The following is a 24,247-nucleotide window of genomic DNA, read 5'->3' as shown; positions in this document are numbered from 1 at the left end:
AGCGGAAAACTGCTGTATGTGTGGGGAATGGCGCGAAACTCATTCCTCGTATTCCTGGCGCTGTTGACGGCGGGTTGCGCCTCGCAGCGTCTGGCCGGCGCGGACCTGGATCAGGTGAGGAGGCCCGCCTTCATCTCACGCATCGAGATCGAGGCCGGCCCGCGGAGCCTCGTGTTCCAGGAGGACGACGCGTACAAGCAGAAGCTGAAGAAGCTGGAGCCGAAGGAGGCGGATCGCCGGCTGCAGGCGAAGCTGGCCGCGGCGGTGACACGCTTCGAGGTCTCCGAGCGGCTGCGGGTGAACACGTTCCGGCAGCTGCCGCTGGAGGAGAGGCCGTGGATGAACACGGTGGATCCGGCGCGGGTGGCGACGGTGCTGGAGAGCTTCCTGGTGGAGGAGGTGCCGGCGAACGCCCCGGACTACGACTTGCTGTCACGGCTGGGCGTGGACACGGTGGTGGAGTTCGTCATCCAGGACTACGGGATGCGGAGCGAGAAGGGGCGGGCGGGCCCGTACATCCAGGGCTATGCGCGGATGTTCAAGCTCGAGGGGAGAGCGGAGTTCTGGCGCCGTCCGTTCCGGGTGGACCGGGTGGCGGAGGGAGCGGAGCCGCTGGATCCCTTCAAGGTGGGCAAGGAGCCCACGCTGTTCCGGCAGCAGATCACGGAGATGCTGGACGTGCTCGCGGGGCAGTTCGCCCAGGATCTGAGCCCGAAGGATCGCAAGGGAAGCGCACCGCTGGTCGAGGGCGAAGGTCCGGACAGCACGCACACGACGGGCCGTGAGCCGCCGCCACCCGCGAAGCCCCCCGAGCCCGAGCTGGCGCCCGGCGAGCTGCCGGATCCGTAAGTGCCTGTCAGCCCCCTCCGTCATCCTGGGGCCAGTCCCCGCTGCCAGTGCAGTGGCTCGGCTCGACCCATGCTTGTTGGGGTCAGACTTCCTCGTCGGGCAGGAGCGAGCGCAGTACTTCGTCATCGGGGCCGAGCGGGCACCAGCCGGGGGGAGGGGGCGTGGCGAGGAGCACATCACTGGCCCGGTCGACGCGCTCCTTATGGGTTTCTGGGGTGTAGGTACCCCAACGCGCGAGCGCCACGGCAACCTTGAAGCGGTTTGCATCGTCCAGCATGGCTGGCCAGCCGTCTGGAAGTGCCTCGGCCAACTCGCGTACGAGCTGGCCACGCACCAAACGTGTGACCCGACGCCCCCGCTCCGCCTCGGCAACCAACCCGCTGAACACCTGGACCGCAGCGAGGTCATCCTTGCCAAGCTCTTCGGCCAGTGCCAGCAGCGAGGCGGTGGGGCGCGCTTCTGCGAAGGCGGTCAGTGAATCATAGCCACGCTCGCGGACCCGATCGTACAGGCGCACCTTCCAGTTGCCCTCCCAGGAACGGTCCCCGCTCATCTTCCTCTCCAGGGGGTGAAGTTCATCGGGATTTTGTACTCCTTCATGTACCTTGCGACGATGTCCAGGGCTTCGTTGCGCGTCAACATCCGGCCGGCCCTGGTCTCGGCTTTTTGCAACACCTCCATGATCATCCGGTTCCATTCGCCGGGCCATGTGCGGCCCAGCACCAGTTGGCGCATCATCTCCACCCACTCGGCGGACACGACAATCCGCGTGCCCATCATCACGCCGTCGCCTCCCACTGAGAGTCCAATGCCGAGCAGGGCGGGAGCGGACGGAGACACCGGGGGCAGCGAGAACTTCAACGCCGAGAGCAGGGTGAGCGCCTCGAGGGCCTCCTTGAGCACCAGCACCTTCTCGACGTTCTTCGCCCCTTTGCGCACGGTCCCGAGGGTCGCGGCGAGCTCGCCCGTGAGGTGGCCTACGAGCGCGGGAACGTCTTGCGCCGTGGCCTCCACCTGCCCGGGTTCCAGCGAGGAGAGCGCCGTCATGGAGGGCTCGATCATCCCCTGCCAGCGGTCCATGTCCACGAACACCTTCTCCACGCTGTGGAGGGCCTGTTTGAGCATGACGTCGGTGAGGTGGATGAAGTCGAACCAGACGGCGAGCAGGAGCGAGCCCATCATGGCTGCCTCGAGCCGTGGGCCGGCGAGGCGCAGCAGGGCGTGCTGCATGTTCGGGTCCTCCACCTTCGAGGCAGTGTTGGCCAGCCGGGTGGCGGCGGCGAGCTGGGCGTCAATCCACCGCAGTTGACCTTCGCCATAATCGACAAAGCGGACGAAGACACCCGATCCGCTGGCGATCCCCCGCCCACTGGCCTTGAGTCTGGAGAGCTCGCCGGAGATGCGGTGGGTGGAACCGGACACGTCTCCGAGAGCACCGCGGAGCGCCAGTTGGGCTGCGAGGGCGCTCTGCCGCGCATCTCTCTCCGCGCTGTCAGGGCCCGCCGCCGTTACCCTTTCAAGGAGGGTCCGGCGCCGGTTCAGCCGCTGCGGTGCCTCGGGATCAGGCGGAGAGGGGAGGGCGTCCGGAGCCTCGAAGCCGGGCCCCGTCGCCGACACGGTCGGGACAGGCTCGCGTGGCGTGTAACGCAGGTTCGCTCCCTGGCCGGGTGGTGGCGTCAGCGACACACATCCAGTGGACAGCAGGGCCAGAGCGAGCAGCAGGTTCACCTGCCGGGGCCGGGGCGAGTCAGCGCGCATATGGGTGACCCCATTCTAGAGGGCGCCCCGCGTGCACACGACTGTCCGTGAGCCGCCGCCTCCCGTGAAGCCCCCGAGCCCGAGCTGGCGCCCGGCGAGCTGCCGGATCCGGATCCGTAAGTGCCTGTCAGCCCCCTCCATCATCCTGGGGTCAGTCCGGCCATCGGCACTCCATTTCGGGGCAGGCTCATTGTTCGTCCACCTCCACGCCAAGCTCGACCGCCTTCAATCCGAACTCGAGGTCGTGCTTGACGGGCTCCAGAGGGGCATCATCACGCTTGAGGACTTTGGGGAGGAGTAGGGGGCAGCCCGTTACGGCGAGCCGCGCGAGGCATTCCTACGGGTCCCCAGCATTCGTAGGAAATAGCTGGGTTACCTCTGGCGGGCACGCGTCTTCCCCGCGTGACACGTCATCCCCTCTCGTGCGCGCGTGGGCCCTTCCGGCTTGAGCGGGCGGCGGGGTGGCAGTTTCCGAAGGGATGAGCACCGCGCATGGCTTCCACGCAATTTGTCCTAAATTTCTGGGATGAAACCGAAGACCGTGGAGTCCATCCCAGCAATCTCCAACGTCCACGAGCTGCCGGTCGTTCGTCTGCCCGCGCGCGTTGCGGAAACGACGCCTCGGCCTGTCACCCGCTGAAGTGAACGACTCCAGCATCTGCGGTGGAGCGGGCGGAACCGGCGGCGCATCGAAGTTGCCCTCCGCCAGCCTGGACTCCAGATAGGGGTGGAGCTTCGAAGGGCGCAGCGCATGGTCCTTCAGTTGCGCGCACGGGACCTACAGCAGCGGAAGTTCGACCCGTGATGTGGTGGATGGGGCGGAGCAGTGTAGCGAGCACTGCGGATGGCGGCACATGTGGAGGAACAGGGCGGAGCATCTGGGCTGATTCGCCACCAGCTGGCGACGAAGCTCCCCGCCAGAGGCGTTGCTGGCTCAAGCGCACGTGGTGTACCTTGGCGTCGGCTGGCAACATCTGCCAACCGCTACCCAGGTGGAGCCTGGTCCCGATGCAGGACGAGATTCTCACACTGCCCGAGATCGCCCAGTTGCTGAAGGTTGCCGAAAAAACCGTCTACACGATGGCCCAGAAGGGCGAGCTGCCGGCGTTCAAGGTGCGCGGGCAGTGGCGGTTCAAGCGCGCCGACCTCGACCAGTGGATCGAGCAACAGAAGGGCGCGTCCCGTGACGCCGATGGGGACAACGAATGAACGCCGCTGACCTGAAGCCCGGCATCATCGTCCGCGGCCCAATGCTGCCCGAACCCGTCGAGGTTCTGGTCGTCACGCCTCTTGGCGATGTCGTGAAGCTCACGGGCGCCGGGCAAAAGACGGGGCATGTCCACCAGCGAGTCCTGCACTCCGATCAGCTCAAGCTCCTCGAAGCAACGCCGGAGACCGAGCCCTTCGACGGCAATCCGCTCCACTTCAAGCTGGGCGTCGAGGCCGCGCGTCTCGGGCTTGCCTACGAGCATGACCCGTACTTCTCCCTCTCCATCGCGCGTGTCGATCCGCTGCCCCACCAGCTCGAGGCCGTCTACGACTACTTCCTGAAGCTTCCGCGCATCCGCTTCCTGCTCGCCGACGACCCCGGCGCCGGCAAGACGATCATGGCGGGCCTGCTCCTCAAGGAACTGAAGATCCGTGGCCTCGTGAAGCGCACGCTCATCGTCGCGCCCGCGAACCTTACGTTCCAGTGGCAGCGCGAGCTGAAGGACAAGTTCCGCGAGCAGTTCGACGTGATGCGCGGCGAGGTGCTGCGCACGCAATATGGCCAGAACCCCTGGCAGGAACACAACCAGGTCGTCACCTCGGTCTCGTGGATCTCCCGTGTCGAGGACGCCAAGGAGAGCCTGCTGCGCTCCCAGTGGGACCTTGTCATCGTCGACGAGGCGCACAAGATGAGTGCCTACAGCGCCGACAAGAAGACGCTCGCCTTCCAGATCGGCGAGGCGCTGTCGCAGCGCACCGACCACTTCCTCTTGATGACGGCGACGCCGCACAAGGGTGACCCGGAGAACTTCCGCCTCTTCCTGAGCCTCCTCGACCGTGACGTGTACGGCGACGTGAAGAGCCTCGAAGAGGCGATGCGCCGGCATGAGGCGCCGTTCTACCTACGCCGCTTGAAGGAGGCTCTGGTCGCCTTCCCTGATCCCGAGACCGGCGAGGTGAAAAAGCTTTTCACCAACCGCGACGTGCGCACGACCAGGTTCGAGCTCGATGGCGACGAGTTCGACTTCTATGACGCGCTCACGCGCTACGTCGAAGACCAGTCGATTCAGGCCGCCGCTGCCGAGAACGTGCAGGCGAACATCCTCTCGTTCCAGATGGCGATGCTGCAACGCCGCTTCGCCTCCAGCATCTACGCCGTACGCCGCAGCCTTGAGCGCATGCGCGACAAGCGCCGCAAGATCCTCGACGACCCCGAGCGCCATCGCCAGGAGCAGATCGACCGGAAGCTGCCCGACGACTTCGACGACCTGCCTGAGGATGAGCAGGCGAAGATCATGCAGGGCGCGGAGGAGACGGTCCTCGCCGTCGACCCCATCGCGCTTCGCGAGGAGATCCAACGCCTCGACAAGCTCGTTGATCAGGCGCGCGCGCTCGAAAAACGCGAGGTCGAGTCGAAGCTCAACAAGCTGAAGCAGGTCCTGAACGAGCAGCAGATCTTCAAGGACCCGAGGATGAAGCTCCTCGTGTTCACCGAGCACAAGGACACGCTCGACTACCTCGCAGGCGACGGCCGCGACGGACGCCCGCTCGGCAAGCTGCGGGAGTGGGGCCTCTCCTGCACTCAGATCCACGGCGGCATGCCGATCGGCGACCGCGACACGCCGAACACGCGCATCTACGCCGAGCGCGAGTTCCGCGAGGACTGCCAGGTGCTCGTTGCTACCGAGGCCGCCGGAGAAGGCATCAACCTCCAGTTCTGTTGGTTGATGATCAACTACGACATCCCGTGGAATCCCGTTCGCCTTGAGCAGCGCATGGGCCGCATCCACCGCTACGGCCAGCAGAAGGATTGCCTCATCTTCAACTTCGCGGCGGTCAACACGCGCGAGGGGCGCGTGCTCGAGAAGCTGCTGATGCGTCTCGCCGAGATCAAAGACGAGCTCGGCACCGACAAGGTGTTCGACGTCGTCGGCGAGATGCTGCCGTCCAACTCGCTCGAGAAGATGTTCCGCGAGATGTACGCGAAGCGGCTCAGTGAGAGCAGCATCGCCGACCGCATCGTGAAGGACATCGACCCGGAGCGCTTCAAGCGCATTACGGGAGCGACGCTCGAGGGACTCGCGAAGAAGGAGCTGAACCTATCGGCCCTCGTCGGCAAGTCGGTGGAGGCCAAGGAGCGGCGCCTCGTCCCCGAAGTGGTCGAGGACTTCTTCACCTCGGCGGGCCCCATCGCGGGTGTCCACCCGTCGCCTGTGCGCGGTAAGGACCATGTGTACCGCGTCGGCAAGGTGCCGAAGACGCTCAACGCCATCGGCGAGCGCCTCGAGCCCCGCTTCGGCAAGCTCGGTCGCGAGTACCAGCGCGTCGTGTTCGACAAGCGCCTGCTGGGCGACGACGCGACGCTGGAGTGGGTGACGCCTGGCCACCCGCTCTTCGAGGTGGTGCGGAGCGACGTCGCGGACCGTGTGGGCGACGACCTTCGCAGGGGCGCGGTGCTCTGGGACCTGCACGCGAAGGCGCCGTACCGACTCGACGTCTTCGCCGCGTCCATCAAGGACGGCCGGGGCAACACGCTGCACAAGAAGCTCTTCGTGGTGCGCGCCGATCCCGACGGCACGCTGACGCTGCGCCAACCCACGCTCTTCCTCGACCTCATCCCAGCCGCGAAGGGAACGCACGCACCGAGCCTGTCGGGGCTGCCCGAACGCGACCTCGTCGAGGTCCACCTCGTCCAGCACGCGCTCAACCCGTTTCTCGCCGAGGTTGCTGACCAGCGCACGAAGGAAAACACCATCGTGCGCGAGCACATCGAGATCTCCCTCAACGCGCTCATCGACCGGCAGCAGCTCACTTTCGCCGAACTGGAGGGCCGGCGCATCGAGGGCGCGAACATCCCGGGCCTCGAAGGCAACATCAAGCAGGCCGAGGACCATCTCGACGAGTTGAACGCGCGCCTCGAACGCCGCCGCCAGGAGCTCGAGATGGAGCGCCACTGCTCCATCGGCGACGTTCAGCACCTCGGGCGTGCCTGGGTGCTGCCGCATCCCGAGCGCGAGGCGCCGAGCATCGCGCCGATGGTGAGCGACCCAGAGATCGAGAAGATCGCCGTGCAGGTCGCGATGGAACACGAGCGCGCTCGCGGCTGGATCGTCGAGAGCGTCGAGAACGAAAACCGAGGCTACGATCTGCTCTCGAAGCGACCGCACCCGACCGAGCCGGGCGTCTTCGTGCAGGCCCGCTTCATCGAGGTGAAGGGTCGCTCGGGCACCGGCGAGGTCGCGCTCACCGCGAACGAGTACCGGACCGCGCAACGGCTCGGCGAGGACTTCTGGCTCTACGTCGTCTTCGACTGTGCGACCACGCCGAAGCTCAACACAATTCAGAACCCGGCGACGCTCGGATGGGAGCCCGTCGTGAAGGTCGAGCACTACCACGTGCCGGCAAAGGCGATCCTGGAGGCTGCACGTGGCTGACCCGAGAAACACGCTTCAAAAGAAGTTTGAGTCGAACCATCGCCACGCGAACTTTGGCAACGTCATCACGCGGCTTGAGGTGCGTGGCTTCCGACTCCACGCCAACTCGATTCTTGAGTTTCGCAGCCCTGTTACGGCGTTCTGCGGCCCGAACGGAACTGGCAAAACGACCTTGCTCCAGTTGGCTGCGTGCAGCTACCGGCAGGGGAAGAGAGGCTACCAGCTCCGCGACTTCTTCGCGGTTGGACAGCTCGACCCGTCGCCGTTCGCTACGACCGCGCGTCTGAATATCAGCACGTGGCAGTCCGACGCTAAAGAGCGCGCACTTTCGTTGTCGCGACGCACCAACCGCTGGTCTGACTACAGGAAGCGTGATGAGCGGGAAGTGCTCTTTCTCGGCGCCGCCGAATTCCCGCCCCGTGCTGAGGAGCAGGGGTTCTACTTCCGTCAAGCCGGTCGATTGGTTGTGGGGACCCGGACCCCGTGTGCGGTCGATGTATCGAAGGCGGTAGGTAAGGTTCTCGGCACGCACTATGATCGTGTCGAGCGCGCCGATGTGTCGCTCAAGACTCGGTCGGGCTCAATCCTGGCCGCCGGTCGCGGGCACGTCGTCTATTCCGAAAATCACATGGGTTTCGGCGAATGTCGCGTTCACAACCTGATCGACAGGTTGGAGGCGCAACCTCCGAAGTCACTCATCCTCCTTGAGGAGCCGGAGATTTCGCTGCACCAGTCTGCGCAGTTCCGTTTTGGCGAGTACCTCGTCGACCTCGCGATCAGAAAGGGCCACCAGATCCTTCTCAGCACGCATAGCGAGCACCTGCTTCGTGCGCTGCCTCAGGTGTCACGTATGTTGATTGTGCGAGATGGTGGCACGGGCGTCCGAGTGCTTCCGGGCTTGGCCTCGGCGCAGGTCGCAAGCGTCCTAACTGATGGTCACGACAAGGCTCTGCGGGTTCTCGTCGAAGACGATGTCGCCGCAGCCATTCTCACCGAGATGCTGGCAAAGGCGGAACCGGAGCTGTTGAAGACCACCGCCATCGTCATTGGCGGCTACCGTGACGACAAGGACCAGAGCGTGGGTGGTGGCAAGGACGCCATCGCGGCTGCGATGCGGACGCTGCGGGAGGCCGGTCTCCGAATCGCCGCAGTACTCGATGCCGACTCCAAAGAGGAGCCGACAAACTTCGTGTTCAAGCTCCCGGGCACGATGCCGCCGGAGAAAGAAGTCTTCGGCAACGCGGCGGTCAAGCAGCTCTGGTCGACCACTTACGGCTTGGACGTGGATTCTTTCCTCGCTGAGCTCGCGGGCGGTGACCACCACGGGTGGTTCGACCGTTTGGCAGAACGACTCGGCCGTGATCGTGCGTTCCTCGTGGGGGAAGCATGTCGCGCGTACGCCGCGAGCGTCTCGTTCGGTCCCCTCGTTGAACTACTCCGAGAGGCGGCGTCGAAGAAATGAACAACGTATCTTTGTATGGACCGAAGCGGCTGATCGAGGTCGACCTGCCGATCCGCAAGATCTCGGAGCACGCACGGCGCGAGAAGTCGATCCGTCACGGCCACATCTCGACGCTGCATATCTGGTGGGCTCGGCGTCCGCTTGCAGCATGTCGCGCAGTCATCTTGGCGGCACTATGGCCCGATCCTGCGGACCCTAATTGCCCGGCAGAGTTTCTGCGCGAGGCCGCCTCACGAATGAGGTCGCTACGAGACCGTAGAGGCGGTCCGGTCCGCGACTGGAGTGACCCGTCGGAGCTCAGAAGCGCCCTGCTCGACTTCATCGCTGACTTTGCTAACTGGGACCTGTCGAACGAAAAGGACTACCTTGAGACCAGCCAGGCGCTGGTGGAGGTGGCGCACAGGACCCTCGGTGGCCCTGGAGCACGTCCTCTAGTCGTTGATCCGTTTGCTGGAGGTGGAACTATCCCACTCGAAGCACTTCGTGTTGGAGCGGACGCGTTTGCGTCCGACCTCAATCCTGTCGCAGTGCTCATGAACCGGGTCAGCCTGGAATTCATCCCAAAGAACCGCGAGCGTCTCGCCGAGGCAGTACGTAAGTGGGGGCGGTGGGTGAACGAGACGGCGGCCAAGGAACTGGCGTCGCTGTATCCGCCACATCCCGATGGATCCAAACCGATTGCCTACCTCTGGGCGCGGACCATCAAGTGCGAAGGCCCAGCGTGCGGTGCAGATGTTCCTCTACTCAGGTCCCTCTGGCTCGCTAGGAAGGGGAATCGTTCGGTCGCTATTCGGCTCGTCAAGAGCCGCTTCGGCAATAGCGTTGATTTCGAAGTAGTCGAAGGTGCGCGAGCGGGTGCTGTTGGCAGTGGCACCGTCGCTCGGGGGTCGGCCACGTGCCCTTTGTGTGATTACACTACCAGAGTTGAACGTGTGCGCCTTCAGTTGCGCGAGCGGCACGGAGGGACGCAGGACGCTCGGCTCTACTGTACCGTCGTGAAGACTCCTGCCGGCTCAACCGAGTACCGAGCGCCGACTCCAGGCGATATCAGGGCTGTTGAGGAGAGCCGGGAGCGACTTGCCGCTTTGCGACGTTCGGGAGTCGATTTCGGAGCACAGGAACTGCCTCCCGACGGTGCTCTCGGTTTTCGTGTTCAAAAGTACGGCATCACGCGGTGGCGCGAAGTCTTCACCCACCGGCAGATGCTCATGTTGTCCACGTACGCATCAATCATTCGGAAGCTTGAGATCAGCGATGACCCCGATTTAACCATCGCTGGACGGGCCATCCTCGGACTCACGATTTCGAAGATGGCCAACTTCACCAGCAGTCTCTGCGCTTGGCGAAATGTTCGGAGTTGCGTCCGCAACACCTTCGGTTCGCAGACGCTGTCGATGGTCTGGGACTTTGGCGAGATGAATCCGTACGCTGGCAGTGCGGGAGACTTCAGCGAAGGTCTTGACTATCTCGACAGGTTCATAGCTCACACGCTCAGTGGCGTTCGTCATGAGGGGTCGGCGAGGCAGGCCGATGCATCTTCAATTCCGTTGCCCGATGATGCCGCGTCACTCTTTTTCACGGATCCGCCGTACTACGACGCGATTCCTTACGCTCACCTGTCCGGTTACTTCGCGACTTGGTTGGAGGCCATCGGCGTGCTGCCGAACGAGCTTGACGGCGCGACTACGAGTGGTCAGGAGTGCATAGTCGACCCAGGACTCGGGAAGAACGCGGCATTCTTTGAGCGCAAGATGGGCGACTGCCTTCATGATGGCCGTAGGGTCGCGCATCCGCAATCATTGGGCGTCGTGGTGTTCGCGCACAAATCGACCGCAGGTTGGGAGGCGCAACTTCAGGCGATGTTGGACGCTGGATGGGTTGTCACAGCTTCGTGGCCGATCGACACGGAGCGTGCGGGGCGACTTCGTGCCATCGAGTCGGCCGCTCTGGCCTCTTCGGTTCATCTCGTTTGCAGACCACGGGAGGACAAGGACGGTAGCGTTCGAGCGGATGATGTTGGGGATTGGCGGGCGATCCTTCAGGAACTCCCTCGCCGAATTCACGAGTGGCTGCCGCGACTCGCGGAGGAAGGTATTGTTGGCGCCGATGCCATCTTCGCGTGCCTCGGGCCCGCATTGGAGGTGTTCTCGCGATACGCTCGCGTCGAGAAGGTATCGGGTGAGGTAGTTCCGCTTCGCGAATACCTTGAGCACGTCTGGGCAGCAGTTTCCCGCGAGGCGCTGTCAATGATCTTCGACGCTGCCGAGACAGCGGGCCTCGAAGAAGACGCGCGACTCACCGCGATGTGGCTCTGGACGCTCGCAGCGCCCGGAGCCTCATCAGCCGATGCCGACGAGGGACTCAACGAGGAAGAGGACGACTCTGATGACGAGGAGGAGAAGAGCGGTTCCCCATCTTCGTCAGGGTTCGTGCTCGACTTCGATGCTGCACGGAAGATCGCGCAAGGACTGGGAGCCCGACTTGAGGAGCTTTCCCATGTCGTCGAGGTGAAAGGTGACAAGGCTCGTCTGCTAGCCGTTCACGAACGAACGAAGCACCTCTTCGGCAAGGCTGAAGGTGTTCCCAGGGTGAAGAAAGCCGCCAAGAAGAAACAGATGACCCTATTCGGCGAACTTGAGTCGGCCGCCGAGGCACAGGGTTGGGGCGAGGTCGGTGCGCCGAAGGCCGGTACCACGACGCTCGATCGCGTTCACCAAGCGATGCTTCTCTTCGGTGCCGGACGCGGCGAAGCGCTGAAGCGGTTCCTTGTCGAGGAAGGCGTCGGCAAGCAGTCCCAGTTCTGGAAGCTCGCGCAGTCGCTCTCCGCTCTCTACCCAAGCGGCACGGACGAGAAGCGGTGGGTCGATGGCGTGCTCGCACGAAAGAAGGGGCTTGGCTTCTGAATGATGGCCGCGACCGAGACATATCCGCGCCGTCTCATCGAAGTCGATCTTCCGATCGCCACGGTGTCCGAGCACGCGCGGGATGGCCGCTCGGTGCATCACGGCCACATCACCGCGATCCACATCTGGTGGGCGCGGAAGCCGCTCCCTTCATGCCGCGCTGCTGCACTCGCAGCTTTGCTCATCGACCCGCTCGACCCCGCGTGCCCGGAGGCATTCAAGACGAGCGCGCGCGATGTACTCGGCCAGCTCTACGGAACGAGGGTAGACGGCGATGACGAAGGCTTGCGTCGCGGCCTCCTGCGGCTCGTCTCGGACTTCGCGTCCTGGCAGCGCGCGACCGACCCGGCGTACCGCGACGCCGCGCGCACATTGGCATCGTCGGCCCACGCCTCGCTCTTCGAGAGCGGGCCGTCGTTTCTCGCCGATCCGTTCTGCGGTGGTGGCTCGATACCGCTCGAGGGGCTCCGGCTCGGCGCCGCGTCGTACGCGTCGGACCTGAACCCGGTCGCGACGCTGATCAGCAAGGTCACGCTCGAGTACGTCCAGCGCTTCGGCGACAAGCTCTTCGCGGCGGTCGGGCAGTGGGGCGCGCGGATTACGCAGCAGGCGAAGCAGGAACTGCAGCGCTTCTATCCCGTCGTCGATGGCCAGATGCCCGTCGCCTACATCTCGTTCCGCCGCATCCAGTGCGAGGGGCCGAAGTGTGGGGCAGACGTGGTGCTCACGAGCAAGTTCCACCTCTCCCGTCGCGGCGAGCGCTCCATCGGATTGCGCCTCGCGGGCTGGGATGGTCCCACGCCTCGCTTCGAGATCGCCGAAGGCAACCTGCGCTCGTTCCTCGGGCCGACAGTTCGGCGCGGCGCTGCGACGTGCCTGAAGTGCGGCTACACGATCCCCGTCGAGCGTGTGCGCGAGCAGCTCTCCACTCGCTCGGGAGGCGCGCCCTCCGCGCTGCTCGTGGCCGTCGCACTTGGCGGTCCTTCGGGCGAGCGCTCGTTCCGTGCGCCGACGGACGAGGACCGCGCGGCGCTCGCGGCTGCGTCCAACGCCGTGGCCGAACTGGAGCGCACGCGCAGCGACGATCTCCCGGGCGAGCCCTTGCCGCCCATCGGCACGCTAGGCTTCCGCGTCCAGCGCTACGGCATGGTCCGTTGGCGTGACCTCTTCACGCCGCGCCAGCTCCTAACCCTCACGACGCTCGCGCGCCTCGTGCGCGAATCGATGCCCGACGACCGCACGCCGAACGGCCTCGGCGTTGCGGTGCGCTCGTGCCTGGCGCTCGCCGTCGATCGTCTCTGCGACTACCAGAATACAGGCTGTTCCTGGAACCCGAGCGGCTCGGCGCTCCCGCACCTCTTCACGCGGCAGGCGCTGCCGATCATCTGGGACTACGGTGAGGCGAACCCGCTTGCGTCGTCGTCGGGCTCGTGGACGGGCGCGGTCGAGCACGTCGCTCGCGGCCTGCGCAACGCGCACGTCGACACGCACGGCGCCGACGTCGGCATGGCCTCGGCGAGCCACCACCCGCTGCCGACCGACTGCGCGCACCTGCTGGTCACCGATCCGCCCTACTACGACGCCATTCCCTACGCGGACCTCTCCGACTTCTTCTATGTCTGGCTGCGCCGCATGCTTGGCGCTGATCACCCGGAGCTGTTCAAGACGGCGCTGGTGCCTCGCGAGGACGAGGCCATCGTCAACCCAATTGCCGGCAAGGACCGCGACTACTATCGGCGTATCATGACCGCCGCGCTCGCTGAGGCGCGACGCGTGACGCGGCCCGACGGCATCGGCGTCATCATCTTCGCGCACAAGTCGACGAGCGGCTGGGAGGACCTTCTCGCCGCGATGATCGCCGCGGGCTGGATCATCACGGCCTCGTGGCCCATTGACACCGAGAACGCCTCGCGGCTGCACGTGCGTAACTCGGCGGTGCTTGGCTCGTCGATCCACCTCGTGTGTCGCCCGCGCGAGCACCGCGACGGCCGCCTCATCACGGACACCGTCGGCGACTGGCGCGACATCCTCTCGGCCCTCCCGAAACGCATCACCGAGTGGATGCCTCGACTCGCGCGCGAGGGCATCGTCGGTGCCGACGCCATCTTCGCGTGCATCGGCCCGGCGCTGGAGCTGTTCTCTCGCTACGCCCGCGTTGAGAAGGTCTCCGGCGCCATTGTTCCGCTCGACGAGTACCTTGAGCAGGTCTGGGCGACGGTCTCACGCGAAGCCCTCGCGATGATCTTCAACGAAGCCGAGACCGCCGGTCTCGAAGAGGACGCGCGCATCACGGCGATGTGGCTGTGGACCCTGGCCGGGCCGGGCTCGTCGGCCACCTCAGAGGGGGCTGAGGACGAACCGATTGACGATGACGGGGGAGGCGACGACGCGCTGGCAGGCTTTAGCCTCGAGTACGACGCCGCCCAGAAGATCGCGCAGGGGCTGGGCGCGCGCCTCGAAGCGCTCGATCACATCGTTGAGGTGAAGGGCGAGACCGCACGCCTGCTCGCTGTAGCCGAGCGCACGAACCACCTCTTCGGCGGTGCCGACGCGGCGCCTGCCCCCAAGCGTTTGAGCAAGAAGAAGCAGATGACGATCTTCGCAGAGCTGGACCACGCCGCCGAGGAGCAGGGCTGGAGTGACGTCGGCGCTCCCAAAGCGGGCGCGACGACCATCGACCGCGTTCACCAAGCCATGCTCCTCTTCGCCTCCGGGCGCGGTGAAGCTCTCAAGCGCTTCTTGGTGCAGGAGGGTGTCGGGCAGAGCCCGCTCTTCTGGAAGCTCGTGCAGTCGTTCTCGGCCCTCTACCCCAGTGGCTCCGACGAGAAGCGCTGGGTTGATGGTGTCCTCGCACGCAAGAAGGGACTTGGGTTCGGATGATCGCACTGGCCACCAAGTGGATGTCGCAGTTCTTCGCGACGCTCGGAGACGACCGGCTCGCCGCCTACGAGCTCCGGGATGCGTCCGTGCGCTCCGACCTCACGCGGTGGACCGGGACGCTGACGGGCGTCGTCGTGCGCTCGTTCGAGGCGCTCGGCTGGGCGGCGGCCGGCAAGGGCCATCGCTGCACGGTGCTGCCGGTAAAGCGCAACGAGTACCTCTCGCAGGACGTGATGGCGTTCTTGGCGTCGGGCGCGGGCTGGCGCTTCCCGGTTGCGGTGTGCGAGCTCGAGAACTCGGCCGACGCGGATCTTGTCGCGTACTCGCTCTGGAAGGTGCTGTGCGTGCGGTGCGGCCTGCGCATCGTCTTCTGCTACCGACCCGACTTTGCAGACGGTCCCGCGTTCATCGCGTCGCTCGGCAGCGGCGTAGTCGACGCGATGCCCATCGCCGAGCGAGCGGCTCTCGAAGGCGAGACGCTGGTGATCATCGGCTCACGCAACGACGCGGGTACGTTCCCCTACGGGTTCTTTCAGGCGTGGAAGCTCAACTCCAACACGGGGCGTTTCGAGCGCTTCGCGCGGCAGTGAAAGTGAGAAGAACATGGCAATGAAGCCTTGGTACAAGATCGTCACCCCGCGCGAGGATCTCCGCGATGGTAAGCCGCTCGACGCGTCGGAGTTCGCGGTCCACCTCGACCACGTTCGCGATGGGCGCGCGCCGGCCGTGTACCAGAACCCGGCCGAGTTCTTCGAGCGCACGTTCCTCACGAAGAACCTCCGTGAGCTCTCCGCGCAGGTCGTGCGGCGCCTCTCCGGCGTGAAGGTTGAGACGTCGGCCATCTTCAACCTCTCCACGCAGTTCGGCGGCGGTAAGACCCACTCGCTGACCTTGCTCTTCCACCTCGCGCAGAACGGTGACGCGGCGAAGTCGTGGAAGGGCGTAAGCGGCATCCTTCAGGACGCGGGCGTGACCAGCGTGCCGAAGGCCGCGACGGCCATCTTCGTCGGCACCGAGTTCGACTCCATCAGCGGTCGTGGTGGCAACGACGGCACGCCGCTCCGCAAGACGCCGTGGGGCGAGATCGCCTTCCAGCTCGGCGGCGAGGAAGGATTCAAGCTCGTCGAGCAGCACGAGAAGGAGCTGACCGCTCCGGGCGGCGACGTCATCGAGCGCATGCTGCCCAAAGGCAAGCCGACCCTCATCCTGTTCGATGAGCTGATGAACTACGTGAGCCGCAGCCGCAAGATCGGGCTCGCCGCGCAGCTCTACGCGTTCCTGCACAACCTCTCCGAGGTCGCCCGCGCACGCGACAACGTTGTTCTGGCCGTGTCCATCCCGGCGTCCGAGCTGGAGATGACCGCCGAGGACCAGTCAGACTTCGAGCGCTTCAAGAAGCTCCTCGATCGACTCGGCAAGGCGGTCATCATGTCGGCCGAGGCCGAGACCTCGGAGATCATCCGCCGGCGTCTCTTCGAGTGGCAGGGGCTTCCGAAGGAGGCCATCGCGACGGTCGAGGAGTACGAGGCGTGGCTGCTCGCGAACAAGCAGCAGCTCCCGAGCTGGTTCCCGGTCGAGAACGCGCGCGAGGCGCTGAAGGCGTCGTATCCGTTCCACCCGTCGCTGCTCTCGGTGTTCGAGCGCAAGTGGCAGGGACTCCCGCGCTTCCAGCAGACGCGCGGTGTGCTGCGCCTCCTCGCTCTGTGGGTCTCGAAGGCCTACAGCGAGGGCTACAAAGGCGCGCACAAGGACCCGCTCATCTCGCTCGGAACGGCGCCACTCGAAGATCCGCTGTTCCGCGCGGCGCTCTTCGAGCAGCTCGGCGAGGCTCGCCTTGAGCCCGCCGTTACCACGGATATTGCGGGCAAGGACCACGCGCACGCGTTGCGGCTCGATACGGAGGCGACGCCCGAGCTGAAGAAGGCGCGCCTGCACCGCAAGGTCGCGACCACGATCCTCTTCGAGTCTAACGGCGGCCAGCAGCGGGGGGAGGCAACGCTACCTGAGGTGCGTCTCGCCGTAGCCGAGCCCGCGCTCGACATCGGCAGCGTCGAGCAGTGCCTCGAAGCGCTAACCGACAGTTGCTACTTCCTGGCGGCCGAGAAGAACCGCTACCGCTTCAGCTTTCAGCCGAACCTCAACAAGCTCCTCGCCGACCGTCGCGCGAGCGTCAGTACGGCGTCCATCGACGATGTCGTGCGCAAGGAGATCCAGAAGGTCTTCGGCGCGGGCAGCGGCATCGAGCGCGTCTACTTCCCGAAGAAGAGCAACGAGGTTCCCGACCGTCCGGTGCTCTCGCTCGTCGTGCTCGCACCGGAGAACACCGCGCCGGAGCCCGCGACAAAGAACCTCATCACGCAGATGACGACCGAGAGCGGCTCGTCCTCGCGAACCTTCAAGAGCGCGCTCATCTGGGTGGTGCCCGAGGACGCGACGACGCTGCTCGAAGAGGCACGCAAGCTCCTCGCATGGAAGGACATCGACGCTGACGCCGGCGAGCTGAAGCTCGACGAGACTCAGCAGCGCCAGCTCGCAGAGAACACAAAGCGCGCAGAGCGTGACCTCCGCGAAGCCGTGTGGAGGGCGTACAAGAACGTTTTCCTGCTTGCCGACGACAACTCGCTCCGCAAGATAGATCTCGGGCTTGTTCACTCTAGCGCTGCAAACTCCCTGGTCGAGTTGATCCTCTCGCGCCTCAAGCAGGAGGACATTGTCGTCGAGGGCGTGAGCCCGAACTTCCTCACCCGGTACTGGCCGCCCGCGCTACCCGAGTGGAGCACGAAGTCCGTGCGCGATGCGTTCTACGCGTCGCCCAAGTTCCCGAGGCTGCTGAAGCCGGAGGCCGTGAAGGACACTATCTCGCGCGGCCTCGACGCGGGCACTGTCGCGTACGTCGGCAAGGCGAGCGACGGGAGCTACGAGCCGTTCGTCTACAAGCGCTCCCTCGGCTCCGGCGACATCGAGATCGCCGACGACGTCTACCTGATCGTTCACGAGCGCGCCGAGGAGTACGTAGCGAAGAAGGCCGCGCCCCAACCGCCTACCGACGCCACACAGCACGTTTCGGGCGGGGCAGCGCCGAATCCCGGCACGCCGAGCCCGACGCCTACGGGCGCGTCCCAGGGCGCTACGCCGACGCCTGCTGGGGCCTCGGAGCCGCCGCCCGGAATCGAGAGCGCCGGCTTCCAGTGGACCGGCGAGATCTCGCCGCAGAAGTGGATGAACTTCTACACGAAGGTCCTCTCGCGCTTCGCCACGGCCGGAGGCCTGAAGCTCACCGTGACGGTCGACGTTGAGCCGCCCGGTGGCACCACGATGTCGAAGATCGAGGAGACGAAGGTGGCCCTGCGTGAGCTGGGGCTGCCTGAGGGTGTCAACCTGAAGCCCCGCGGCGGAGGCCGGGGATGAAGGCCAAGGCTGTGTCGTGGTTCCAGCGTCTTCATCGATCCCGCCGGGGAAGTCGAAACGCATCGTGGTGGAGCTGGACGCGGTGAAGAGCGAGGCCCGGGAAACCTACACCCTCAAGCTGTGGGCCGGATAAGCTGGAGCTGGTGGCGTGACTCTCGACGGCGTTACGTTCCCCCAGTACTACTGTGTCATAAACGTCAGGCGTTGCTGGGAGCGGACTCTCACACGAGGGAACGTACGCCTCGGGCATCTCCTCGGGCGTGCTTGCTTATACTGACATGGCCGGAGCCTCCTCTGAAACCGGCCAATCCCTCAACTTTATGACACAGTAGTACTAGAACAGCGCGTGCTCGGCGAGCAGGACCGCGAGTCCCAGCACGAAGCTGATGAGCGTGACAGGGAGTCCGACGCGCAGGTAGCCGAAGAAGCTGATGTCGGCCTTGCCGCGCGCGGCCTCGAAGACGATGAGGTTGGCGACGCTGCCCACCAGGGTGAGGTTGCCGGCCAGGGTGGAGCCGAGCGCCAGCACGTGCCAGCCGAGCACCGGATCATGCAGCGTGGGCACCCAGGCTCGCGCCAGCATGACGAAGGGCACGTTGCTGAAGAGGTTGGAGGCCACCAGCGTGAGCCCCGCGAAGCCGAGCGTCTCGCGCCAGGGCGGCCCCGACATGAAGGGCGAGAAGACGCGGTAGATGTCATCGGCCCAGCCGGCCTTGTTGACGCCATAGACCACGACGAACAGGCAGGCGAAGAAGAGCAGCAGCACGTAGTCCACGCGCTCGATGGCCTGGCGCGGGTGGCGGCGGGCCAGGGTCATCACCACCGCCGCGCCCGTGAGGGCGCTCCAGCTCATGGGCAGGCCGGCGAAGAAGGCGGCGACCACCCCCAGGAGCGTGACGAGCGTGAGCCCCAGCAGCGGCCGGTCCACCGGTGGCGGGGGCGGGTGCAGCTCGAAGCGCTCGTGGGACAGCTCCTTGCGGAAGAAGTAGAGGAGCGACACGACGACCACGGCGGTGGAGAGCACGGCCGGCAGCGCCATGTAGGCGGCGAACTGCGCATAGGGCAGCTGCGAGGCGCCCTGGATGAGCATGTTCTGCGGGTTGCCCGTGAAGGTGGCCACCGAGCCCGAGTTGGAGGCCATGCACACGGCCAGCAGGTACGGGATGGGCGGCAGCCGCGCCTGCTCGACGACCACCAGCACGAGCGGCGTGAGCATCAGGCAGATGGTGTCGTTGACGAGGAAGGCGGACAGGAAGGCGCTGATGCAGGCCACGGCCACCAGCAGCAACCGGGGCGTATGCGCCTTGCGCAGGGCCCAGGCGCCGGCCGCTCGGAAGAAGGCGGCCTGCGAGAGGTAGTCCGCGAGCAGCATCATCCCCAGCAGGAGCACGAGCGTGTCCATGTCCACGGCGTGCCGGGCGGGGTCGGAGCTGTAGTTGAAGACCTCGGCGGGGGCGACGATGCCAGCCACCACCATGAGGACCGCGCCCACGAGCGCGCCTCCGGGACGGTCCAGCTTCGGATAAGGAAGGCGGATGCCCGCGATGAAGACGTAGGTGAACAGGAAGATGGCGAGGGCCACGGCGGGCGGACAGTAGTCGAAAGCCTTCTGCTACGCTGCTTCCATCTTTCTTCGGACGGGGAGGGGCATGGCAGGCGTTGACCGGCACGAGGGACCGGTGGAGCTCGATGGAAGCGAGGGCGAGGGGGGAGGGCAGATCCTCCGCTCGGCGCTGTCGCTGTCGCTCATCACCGGTCGGCCCTTCCACATGACGCGCGTGCGCGCCAACCGCCAGCCCTCGGGGTTGCGGCCCCAGCATCTGGCCTGTGTCCGGGGCGCGGAGGCCCTGAGTGGAGGACGCAGCGAGGGCGCGGCGGTGGGCGCCTCGGAGCTGCGCTTCGAGCCGGGACCGGTGCGGGCGGGCGACTACCTGCTGGAGGTGGGCACCGCGGGCAGCACGCCGCTGCTCTTCCAGTGTCTCTTCTACCCGCTGGCGCTGGCGGGGGGCGGCTCGCTCACCCTGCGCGGGGGGACGCACCTGCCGCACAGCCCCAGCTACCACTACCTCGTGGGCGTGTGGCAGCCGGTGGCTCGGGCGTATGGGCTGAACGCCTCGCTGCGCCTGGTGCACGCGGGCTTCTACCCGGAGGGGGCGGGGGAGTTCATTGCCCAGGTGGAGCCGGTCCGGGATCCTCCGGGCCGCGTGGAGCTGCTGGCGCGAGGGACGCCGAGGGATCTCTCGGTGAGCTCGTTCGCGGGCGGACTGTCCTTCGGCATCGCGGAGCGGCAGTCCCGGGCGGCGGTGGCGGCGTTGCGCGAGCGCGGCCTCTACAGCCACGCGGAGAACCGGCCGCTGCCGACGACGCGCTCGGTGGGGACGGTGACGTTCATCCTGGCGCAGTTCGAGAACACCGTCGCCGGTTTCACGGCGCTGGGGGAGCGGGGACGTCCGGCGGAGGAGGTGGGGCGCCAGGCGGCCGAGGAGATGGCGCGCTTCATGGAGAGCGGGGGCGCGCTGGACGAGCACCTCGGGGATCAGATCCTCCTGCCCGCGGCGCTGCTGGCGGCGGGGAGACTGGGCGCCGCCTCACCGGGGACGACGCGCTACACGACGGCCAGGGTGACGGAGCACCTCACCACGCATGCGCGGGTCATTGAGCGCTTCCTCCCGGTGCGGGTGACAGTGGAGCCGGGCGGAGAAGTCGAGGTCGCTCCGGCCTGAGCTCACTCCTCCAGGCGGATGCTCAGTCCCTGGAGCGCGGCCGGAAGGATGCCCACGTGCCGCGCGGAGTTGTCCCCGAGCAGCCCCAGCCGGCTCAACTGTTCCCGGGCGTGTTTCAACGAGCCCACCCCGAGCACCAGCTCCCGGATGGCATCGCGCTGGCCCGGCACGAGCCGGAGGAGCGGTCCACCCGTGAAGGCCCAGGCGTGGGGTGACGGGCGGGAGTGGGGCTCCAGCAGCGTGTCCCAGAGGATCTCCGCCCGGGACAGCTCGGCGGCCTCGAGCCGGATCTCCCGAGCTTCCCGGACCCCGAGCTTCCCGCCCTGTTTGCCCTCCAGATCCGTGCGCAGGGTGCGGCGCCAGCCCCGGAAGTCGAAGTGGTACTCGGCGAGGAAGGTCACGCAGGGCGCATCGAGCGGGCCATCGAAGCCGGCATCCGTCCAGTTGGGCGTGTCGTGTGGCTCTTCATGGGGAATGCCCCGCCGGTCCAGTGCCTCCAGGGCCGACGCCGTCGAGTCATACGGCTCGAAGGCAAGACCGCTGAACACGGCCTCCCCCTTCGCGAGAGAGGGCGGCGCGCTCCCGAAGCGCTCGCGCTTGAAGCGGATGAACTCGAGGTTCACGTTCCCGGCACAGATGCCGCCACTCACCAGATCGCCAAAGTCCTCGAGCGGCCATGCGACGGTCATCCCCAGGGTCTCGCTGAACAGCCGGAAGAGGAAGGAAGGATCCTCCGCCTCTATCATCAGGTGATCGATCTGGTTCACGACGGGTGTGGCGGGGGGCATGGGGCGTTCCTCGGGGGGGAGGACCCGGAGTGTATTCGCACTTCGGGTCACACGGGTCGTGCCATTCGAGGGCGCGCATGCTTGGATCCGGACACATCCGGAGGAGTGCATGCGTTACTTCGAGGACTTCCAGGTGGGACAGACGTTCGAGCTCGGGTCGTATGAGGTGTCGCGCGAGGAGATCCTCGAGTTCGCACGCAAGTACGATCCCCAGCCCTTCCACCTGGACGAGGAGGCTGGCCGCCGTTCCATCTTCGGGAGCATCATCGCGAGCGGCTGGCAGACCGCGTCCATCTGCCACGGCTTGCTGGTGAAGTCCCTGATCGGAGACTCCTCCAGTCTGGGCTCGCCGGGCCTGGACGAGCTGCGTTGGTTGCTTCCGGTGCGGCCCGGGGACACGATCTCCCCGCGCCTCGTGGTGCTCGAGTCCACGCCCTCGCGCAGCAAGCCGGACCGGGGGTCCATCAAGATGCGCATGGAGGTGCGCAACCAGAAGGGCGAGCTGGTGATGACCGAGATCGCCATCGCGCTGTTCCGCCGCCGTCCCTCGGCGCTCTGAGGATGGGGTATGGTCCGCCCATCCCGTGCCCCATCCGGTTCGGGGCACTGAAAAGGGGGACCCCCATCATGCGTATCGCCCACCACCGTTGGAGCCACGCGCTCGTCGCCGGGCTGCTGCTCGCCGGTTGCAAGTCCAGCAAGGACAAGGAGGCCGCTCCGCCGGCCCAGGCCACCGCGCCGGCGCCCGCTCCCGCTCCCACTCCGGCGTCTGTTTCCGACACCACGCTCTCGTACCTGGAGCCCTCGGCCGACCAGAAGTGCCACTGGGTGCAGCACACCCCGCCGGGTGAGCCGAAGGTCGTCTTCACCGTTCCCTCCTCCTGCGACTCGGTACAGGTGGCGTGGAAGGGGGATGGCAAGGAGGCGCTGGTCTCCGTGCCGGCCGACAAGGGGGCTCAGGCCTGGCGGGTGGACCTCGCGACGGCGAAGGGCACGTCCCTGACGCTGCCCACGCTGGGCCTCTTCGGCACGCTCGGCTTCGACGCCGAGGGCCGCACGGTGGCGCTCATGGAGGACATCTATCATCCGGACGAGGAGAACCCCGCTCCCTCGCACCTGAAGGTGGAGACGGTCGGCGAGGGTGATGACGCGAAGAAGGAGCTCGTCTTCGAGGGCCAGCGGTACGAGCACGCCCTGGATGGCATGCCGGGCCTGGCGCATGCCTTCCGCCAGGAGGGCGGCGCGTGGAAGCGCTTCGAGACGAAGAGCTCGTCCTTCGAGTGGGACTACGCCGCGGGCTACCGCATCCTCGATGCGTATGACGCGCTGTCTCCCACCACCGGGAAGCTCGAGTCCCTGTCCCGCGACAAGGTCTTCCCGGTCCCCGAGGAGTCCGCCGTGCTCACGGCGTTGAAGGCGCTGCCTCCGCCGTCTGAGTCGGGAAGCTGGTACCAGCTCGAGACCGCGGGAGGCCCGCTGTACCTCTGGCAGGACGAGAGCATGGAGCTGGCGTTCCTGTCCGGGCCAGTGCGCATCCAGGGGGAGAAGGGGCTCGTCGAGCCGGAGGGCCTGTCGCTGAGCGGCGCGCTCACCGCGTACGTGCGTGGCGACTGGGTGCTCCTCTCCGCCAGCGACGGCGCGGACAAGCCCGTGGCGAAGCTGTGGAACGCCAGGACGAAGAAGCTCGTCACGTCGCTGTCCGGCAAGAGCGCCGTCACCTTCTGGCCGATGCCCTCCAGCTCCGGCACGGGTTCCAAGACCCCGGTGGTGGGCTCGCCCACGCCTTGAGCGCCGGGCGCTCCGCCTCCTACAGTTCCACCTTCATGAGCGCTGCCCTCGACGTCGTCCTGGAAGCTGGAGACATCACGACCACTCGCGCGGACGTGGTGCTGCTCAAGCACGCGCAGAGCTTCTACGGCGCGGACAGCGCGGTGGCGCGGCGGCTCGACTCGGTGGGCATCCCGAAGGCCCAGCTCGAGGTGCCCGCCGGAGAGCTGCGCTTCATCGAGACGCGGGGCGGCATCGACGCGCCCCTGGCCCTCTTCCTCGGCACCGTGCGCCTGGGGCACTTCGGCTACCACGAGATCCGCCAGTTCGCGGCCCGGGCGCTCAAGGCACTCGAGTCGCGCTCCGGCATCCGCCACGTCGCCTGCACGATCCACGGTCCCAACTACGGGCTCGATGAGGACGAGGCGGCGCTCGCGCTCGTCGGAGGGCTCGTCGAGGCCTTCCTGCGAGGTGCCGGGCCGCAGAGCCTGGAGCGCATCACCGTGGTGGAGGTGAATGCCCGGCGCGCGGAGCGGCTCCGCAAGGCCGTGGAGCGGGGACTTGGTGGGAGTCCCGGCGTGGAGAAGCTCCCGGTGGGATGGGGCTTCCGCGTCAAGCGCATGAACCAGGTCGTCCAGGCTCCGTCGCTGGCCTCGGCCGGCGCGCAGTCTCTGGCCAAGCCCCACGCCTTCGTCGCGATGCCCTTCGAGCCCGACCTGGAGGATGTCTACCATTACGGCATCCAGGGGCCCGTGAAGGGGGCGGGGCTCCTGTGCGAGCGCGTGGATCAGGCCGTCTTCGAGGGCGCGATCATCGAGCGCATCAAGGAGCGCATCGACAGCGCGAAGGTCGTCATCGCCGATCTCTCCATGGCCAATCCCAACGTGTACCTGGAGGTCGGCTACGCGTGGGGCCGGGGGCGGCCGACAATCCTGCTCGTGCGTGACGTCAAGGAGCTCCGGTTCGACGTCGCGAGCTACCGCTGCCTCGTCTACAAGAACATCCGGGACCTGGAGTCCCAGCTGACGCGCGAGATGCAGCGCCTCGGGACCTGAGCGGCCTCCAG

17 protein-coding genes are annotated in these 24,247 nt (G+C 66.3%); 13 read left to right on the top strand and 4 right to left on the bottom strand.

All coding sequences use genetic code 11. The annotated features are described in order from the left end of the window. The first annotated feature begins 27 nt into the window (after positions 1–27). Positions 28–849, top strand: coding sequence for a hypothetical protein (locus tag NR810_RS00315; protein WP_257445995.1), 822 nt, complete (start codon positions 28–30; stop codon positions 847–849). 82 nt (positions 850–931) lie between these two features. On the opposite strand, the gene NR810_RS00310 is transcribed toward NR810_RS00315, so the two are convergent. Continuing rightward, positions 932–1,402, bottom strand: a complete 471-nt coding sequence (locus NR810_RS00310; RefSeq protein ID WP_257445993.1) for an NUDIX hydrolase — start codon at positions 1,400–1,402, stop codon at positions 932–934. Next, positions 1,399–2,607: a DUF2380 domain-containing protein gene (locus tag NR810_RS00305; RefSeq protein ID WP_257445991.1), complete on the bottom strand. Its 1,209-nt coding sequence runs from the start codon at positions 2,605–2,607 to the stop codon at positions 1,399–1,401. The genes NR810_RS00310 and NR810_RS00305 overlap by 4 nt, the downstream gene beginning before the upstream one ends. Before the next feature lie 1,008 nt (positions 2,608–3,615). Between NR810_RS00305 and mads1 the strand changes: the two genes are divergently transcribed. From mads1 to NR810_RS00265, 8 genes are read left to right on the top strand one after another with little or no spacing between them, the layout of a single operon-like run. Further along, the gene (mads1, locus tag NR810_RS00300) at positions 3,616–3,816 is read left to right on the top strand and encodes a methylation-associated defense system helix-turn-helix domain-containing protein MAD1 (protein ID WP_257445989.1); all 201 of its coding nucleotides are present in this window, start codon (positions 3,616–3,618) and stop codon (positions 3,814–3,816) included. Beyond that, positions 3,813–7,250 carry a protein NO VEIN domain-containing protein gene (locus NR810_RS00295; protein ID WP_257445987.1) on the top strand — a complete coding sequence of 1,146 codons (3,438 nt, stop codon included), beginning with the start codon at positions 3,813–3,815 and terminating at the stop codon, positions 7,248–7,250. Before mads1 ends, NR810_RS00295 begins: the two co-directional genes overlap by 4 nt. Then, entirely contained in the window at positions 7,243–8,712 is a 1,470-nt protein-coding gene (locus tag NR810_RS00290; RefSeq protein ID WP_257445985.1) for an ATP-dependent nuclease, read from the top strand. The genes NR810_RS00295 and NR810_RS00290 overlap by 8 nt, the downstream gene beginning before the upstream one ends. Further along, positions 8,709–11,615, top strand: a complete 2,907-nt coding sequence (locus tag NR810_RS00285) for a DUF1156 domain-containing protein (RefSeq protein ID WP_257445983.1) — start codon at positions 8,709–8,711, stop codon at positions 11,613–11,615. Before NR810_RS00290 ends, NR810_RS00285 begins: the two co-directional genes overlap by 4 nt. Next, complete coding sequence (locus NR810_RS00280; RefSeq protein WP_257445981.1) at positions 11,616–14,495, top strand: DUF1156 domain-containing protein; 2,880 nt, start codon at positions 11,616–11,618, stop codon at positions 14,493–14,495. It abuts the gene before it with no gap. After that, positions 14,492–15,085 carry a hypothetical protein gene (locus NR810_RS00275; protein WP_257445979.1) on the top strand — a complete coding sequence of 198 codons (594 nt, stop codon included), beginning with the start codon at positions 14,492–14,494 and terminating at the stop codon, positions 15,083–15,085. Before NR810_RS00280 ends, NR810_RS00275 begins: the two co-directional genes overlap by 4 nt. 13 nt (positions 15,086–15,098) lie before the next feature. Then, positions 15,099–17,903 carry an ATP-binding protein gene (locus tag NR810_RS00270; RefSeq protein WP_257445977.1) on the top strand — a complete coding sequence of 935 codons (2,805 nt, stop codon included), beginning with the start codon at positions 15,099–15,101 and terminating at the stop codon, positions 17,901–17,903. 16 nt (positions 17,904–17,919) lie between these two features. Further along, on the top strand, positions 17,920–18,036 hold the full coding sequence (locus tag NR810_RS00265; RefSeq protein WP_257445975.1) for a DUF2381 family protein: 117 nt from the start codon (positions 17,920–17,922) through the stop codon (positions 18,034–18,036). Positions 18,037–18,237: 201 nt separating this feature from the next. Here the strand turns inward: NR810_RS00265 and NR810_RS00260 are convergent, their stop codons facing one another. Continuing rightward, a complete protein-coding gene (locus NR810_RS00260; protein ID WP_257445973.1) occupies positions 18,238–19,485 on the bottom strand; it encodes an ArsB/NhaD family transporter in 1,248 nt (415 codons plus the stop codon). Positions 19,486–19,552: 67 nt separating this feature from the next. Between NR810_RS00260 and rtcA the strand changes: the two genes are divergently transcribed. Continuing rightward, on the top strand, positions 19,553–20,626 hold the full coding sequence (gene rtcA / locus NR810_RS00255) for an RNA 3'-terminal phosphate cyclase (protein WP_257445970.1): 1,074 nt from the start codon (positions 19,553–19,555) through the stop codon (positions 20,624–20,626). 2 nt (positions 20,627–20,628) lie between these two features. Here rtcA and NR810_RS00250 read toward each other — a convergent pair whose 3' ends face one another. Next, complete coding sequence (locus NR810_RS00250) at positions 20,629–21,414, bottom strand: hypothetical protein (protein ID WP_257445968.1); 786 nt, start codon at positions 21,412–21,414, stop codon at positions 20,629–20,631. 109 nt (positions 21,415–21,523) lie between these two features. On the opposite strand from NR810_RS00250, the gene NR810_RS00245 reads away from it, so the two are divergent. The 3 genes from NR810_RS00245 (at position 21,524) to NR810_RS00235 (ending at position 24,236) form a co-directional block, all read left to right on the top strand. Then, on the top strand, positions 21,524–21,973 hold the full coding sequence (locus NR810_RS00245; RefSeq protein ID WP_257445966.1) for a MaoC family dehydratase: 450 nt from the start codon (positions 21,524–21,526) through the stop codon (positions 21,971–21,973). 68 nt (positions 21,974–22,041) lie between these two features. Beyond that, entirely contained in the window at positions 22,042–23,202 is a 1,161-nt protein-coding gene (locus NR810_RS00240; protein ID WP_257445964.1) for a hypothetical protein, read from the top strand. A gap of 35 nt (positions 23,203–23,237) precedes the next feature. Continuing rightward, positions 23,238–24,236 (top strand): nucleoside 2-deoxyribosyltransferase, encoded by a 999-nt coding sequence (locus NR810_RS00235; RefSeq protein WP_257445961.1) that lies wholly within the window; start codon positions 23,238–23,240, stop codon positions 24,234–24,236. Positions 24,237–24,247: the final 11 nt, after the last annotated feature.

The organism is Archangium lipolyticum (assembly GCF_024623785.1).
In the GTDB taxonomy this organism is placed as follows: domain Bacteria; phylum Myxococcota; class Myxococcia; order Myxococcales; family Myxococcaceae; genus Archangium; species Archangium lipolyticum.
The sequence above is the reverse complement of the archived record's forward strand: the minus strand, read 5'-3'. Positions and strand labels throughout refer to the sequence as shown.

Coding starts and splice junctions, on each gene's coding strand:
- NR810_RS00280 (WP_257445981.1), top strand. CDS start 11,616: ATGATGGCCGCGACCGAGACATATCCGCGCCGTCTCATCGAAGTCGAT.
- NR810_RS00250 (WP_257445968.1), bottom strand. CDS start 21,414: ATGCCCCCCGCCACACCCGTCGTGAACCAGATCGATCACCTGATGATA.
- NR810_RS00235 (WP_257445961.1), top strand. CDS start 23,238: ATGAGCGCTGCCCTCGACGTCGTCCTGGAAGCTGGAGACATCACGACC.
- mads1 (WP_257445989.1), top strand. CDS start 3,616: ATGCAGGACGAGATTCTCACACTGCCCGAGATCGCCCAGTTGCTGAAG.
- NR810_RS00240 (WP_257445964.1), top strand. CDS start 22,042: ATGCGTATCGCCCACCACCGTTGGAGCCACGCGCTCGTCGCCGGGCTG.
- NR810_RS00315 (WP_257445995.1), top strand. CDS start 28: ATGGCGCGAAACTCATTCCTCGTATTCCTGGCGCTGTTGACGGCGGGT.
- rtcA (WP_257445970.1), top strand. CDS start 19,553: ATGGCAGGCGTTGACCGGCACGAGGGACCGGTGGAGCTCGATGGAAGC.
- NR810_RS00295 (WP_257445987.1), top strand. CDS start 3,813: ATGAACGCCGCTGACCTGAAGCCCGGCATCATCGTCCGCGGCCCAATG.
- NR810_RS00305 (WP_257445991.1), bottom strand. CDS start 2,607: ATGCGCGCTGACTCGCCCCGGCCCCGGCAGGTGAACCTGCTGCTCGCT.
- NR810_RS00270 (WP_257445977.1), top strand. CDS start 15,099: ATGGCAATGAAGCCTTGGTACAAGATCGTCACCCCGCGCGAGGATCTC.
- NR810_RS00310 (WP_257445993.1), bottom strand. CDS start 1,402: ATGAGCGGGGACCGTTCCTGGGAGGGCAACTGGAAGGTGCGCCTGTAC.
- NR810_RS00245 (WP_257445966.1), top strand. CDS start 21,524: ATGCGTTACTTCGAGGACTTCCAGGTGGGACAGACGTTCGAGCTCGGG.
- NR810_RS00275 (WP_257445979.1), top strand. CDS start 14,492: ATGATCGCACTGGCCACCAAGTGGATGTCGCAGTTCTTCGCGACGCTC.
- NR810_RS00285 (WP_257445983.1), top strand. CDS start 8,709: ATGAACAACGTATCTTTGTATGGACCGAAGCGGCTGATCGAGGTCGAC.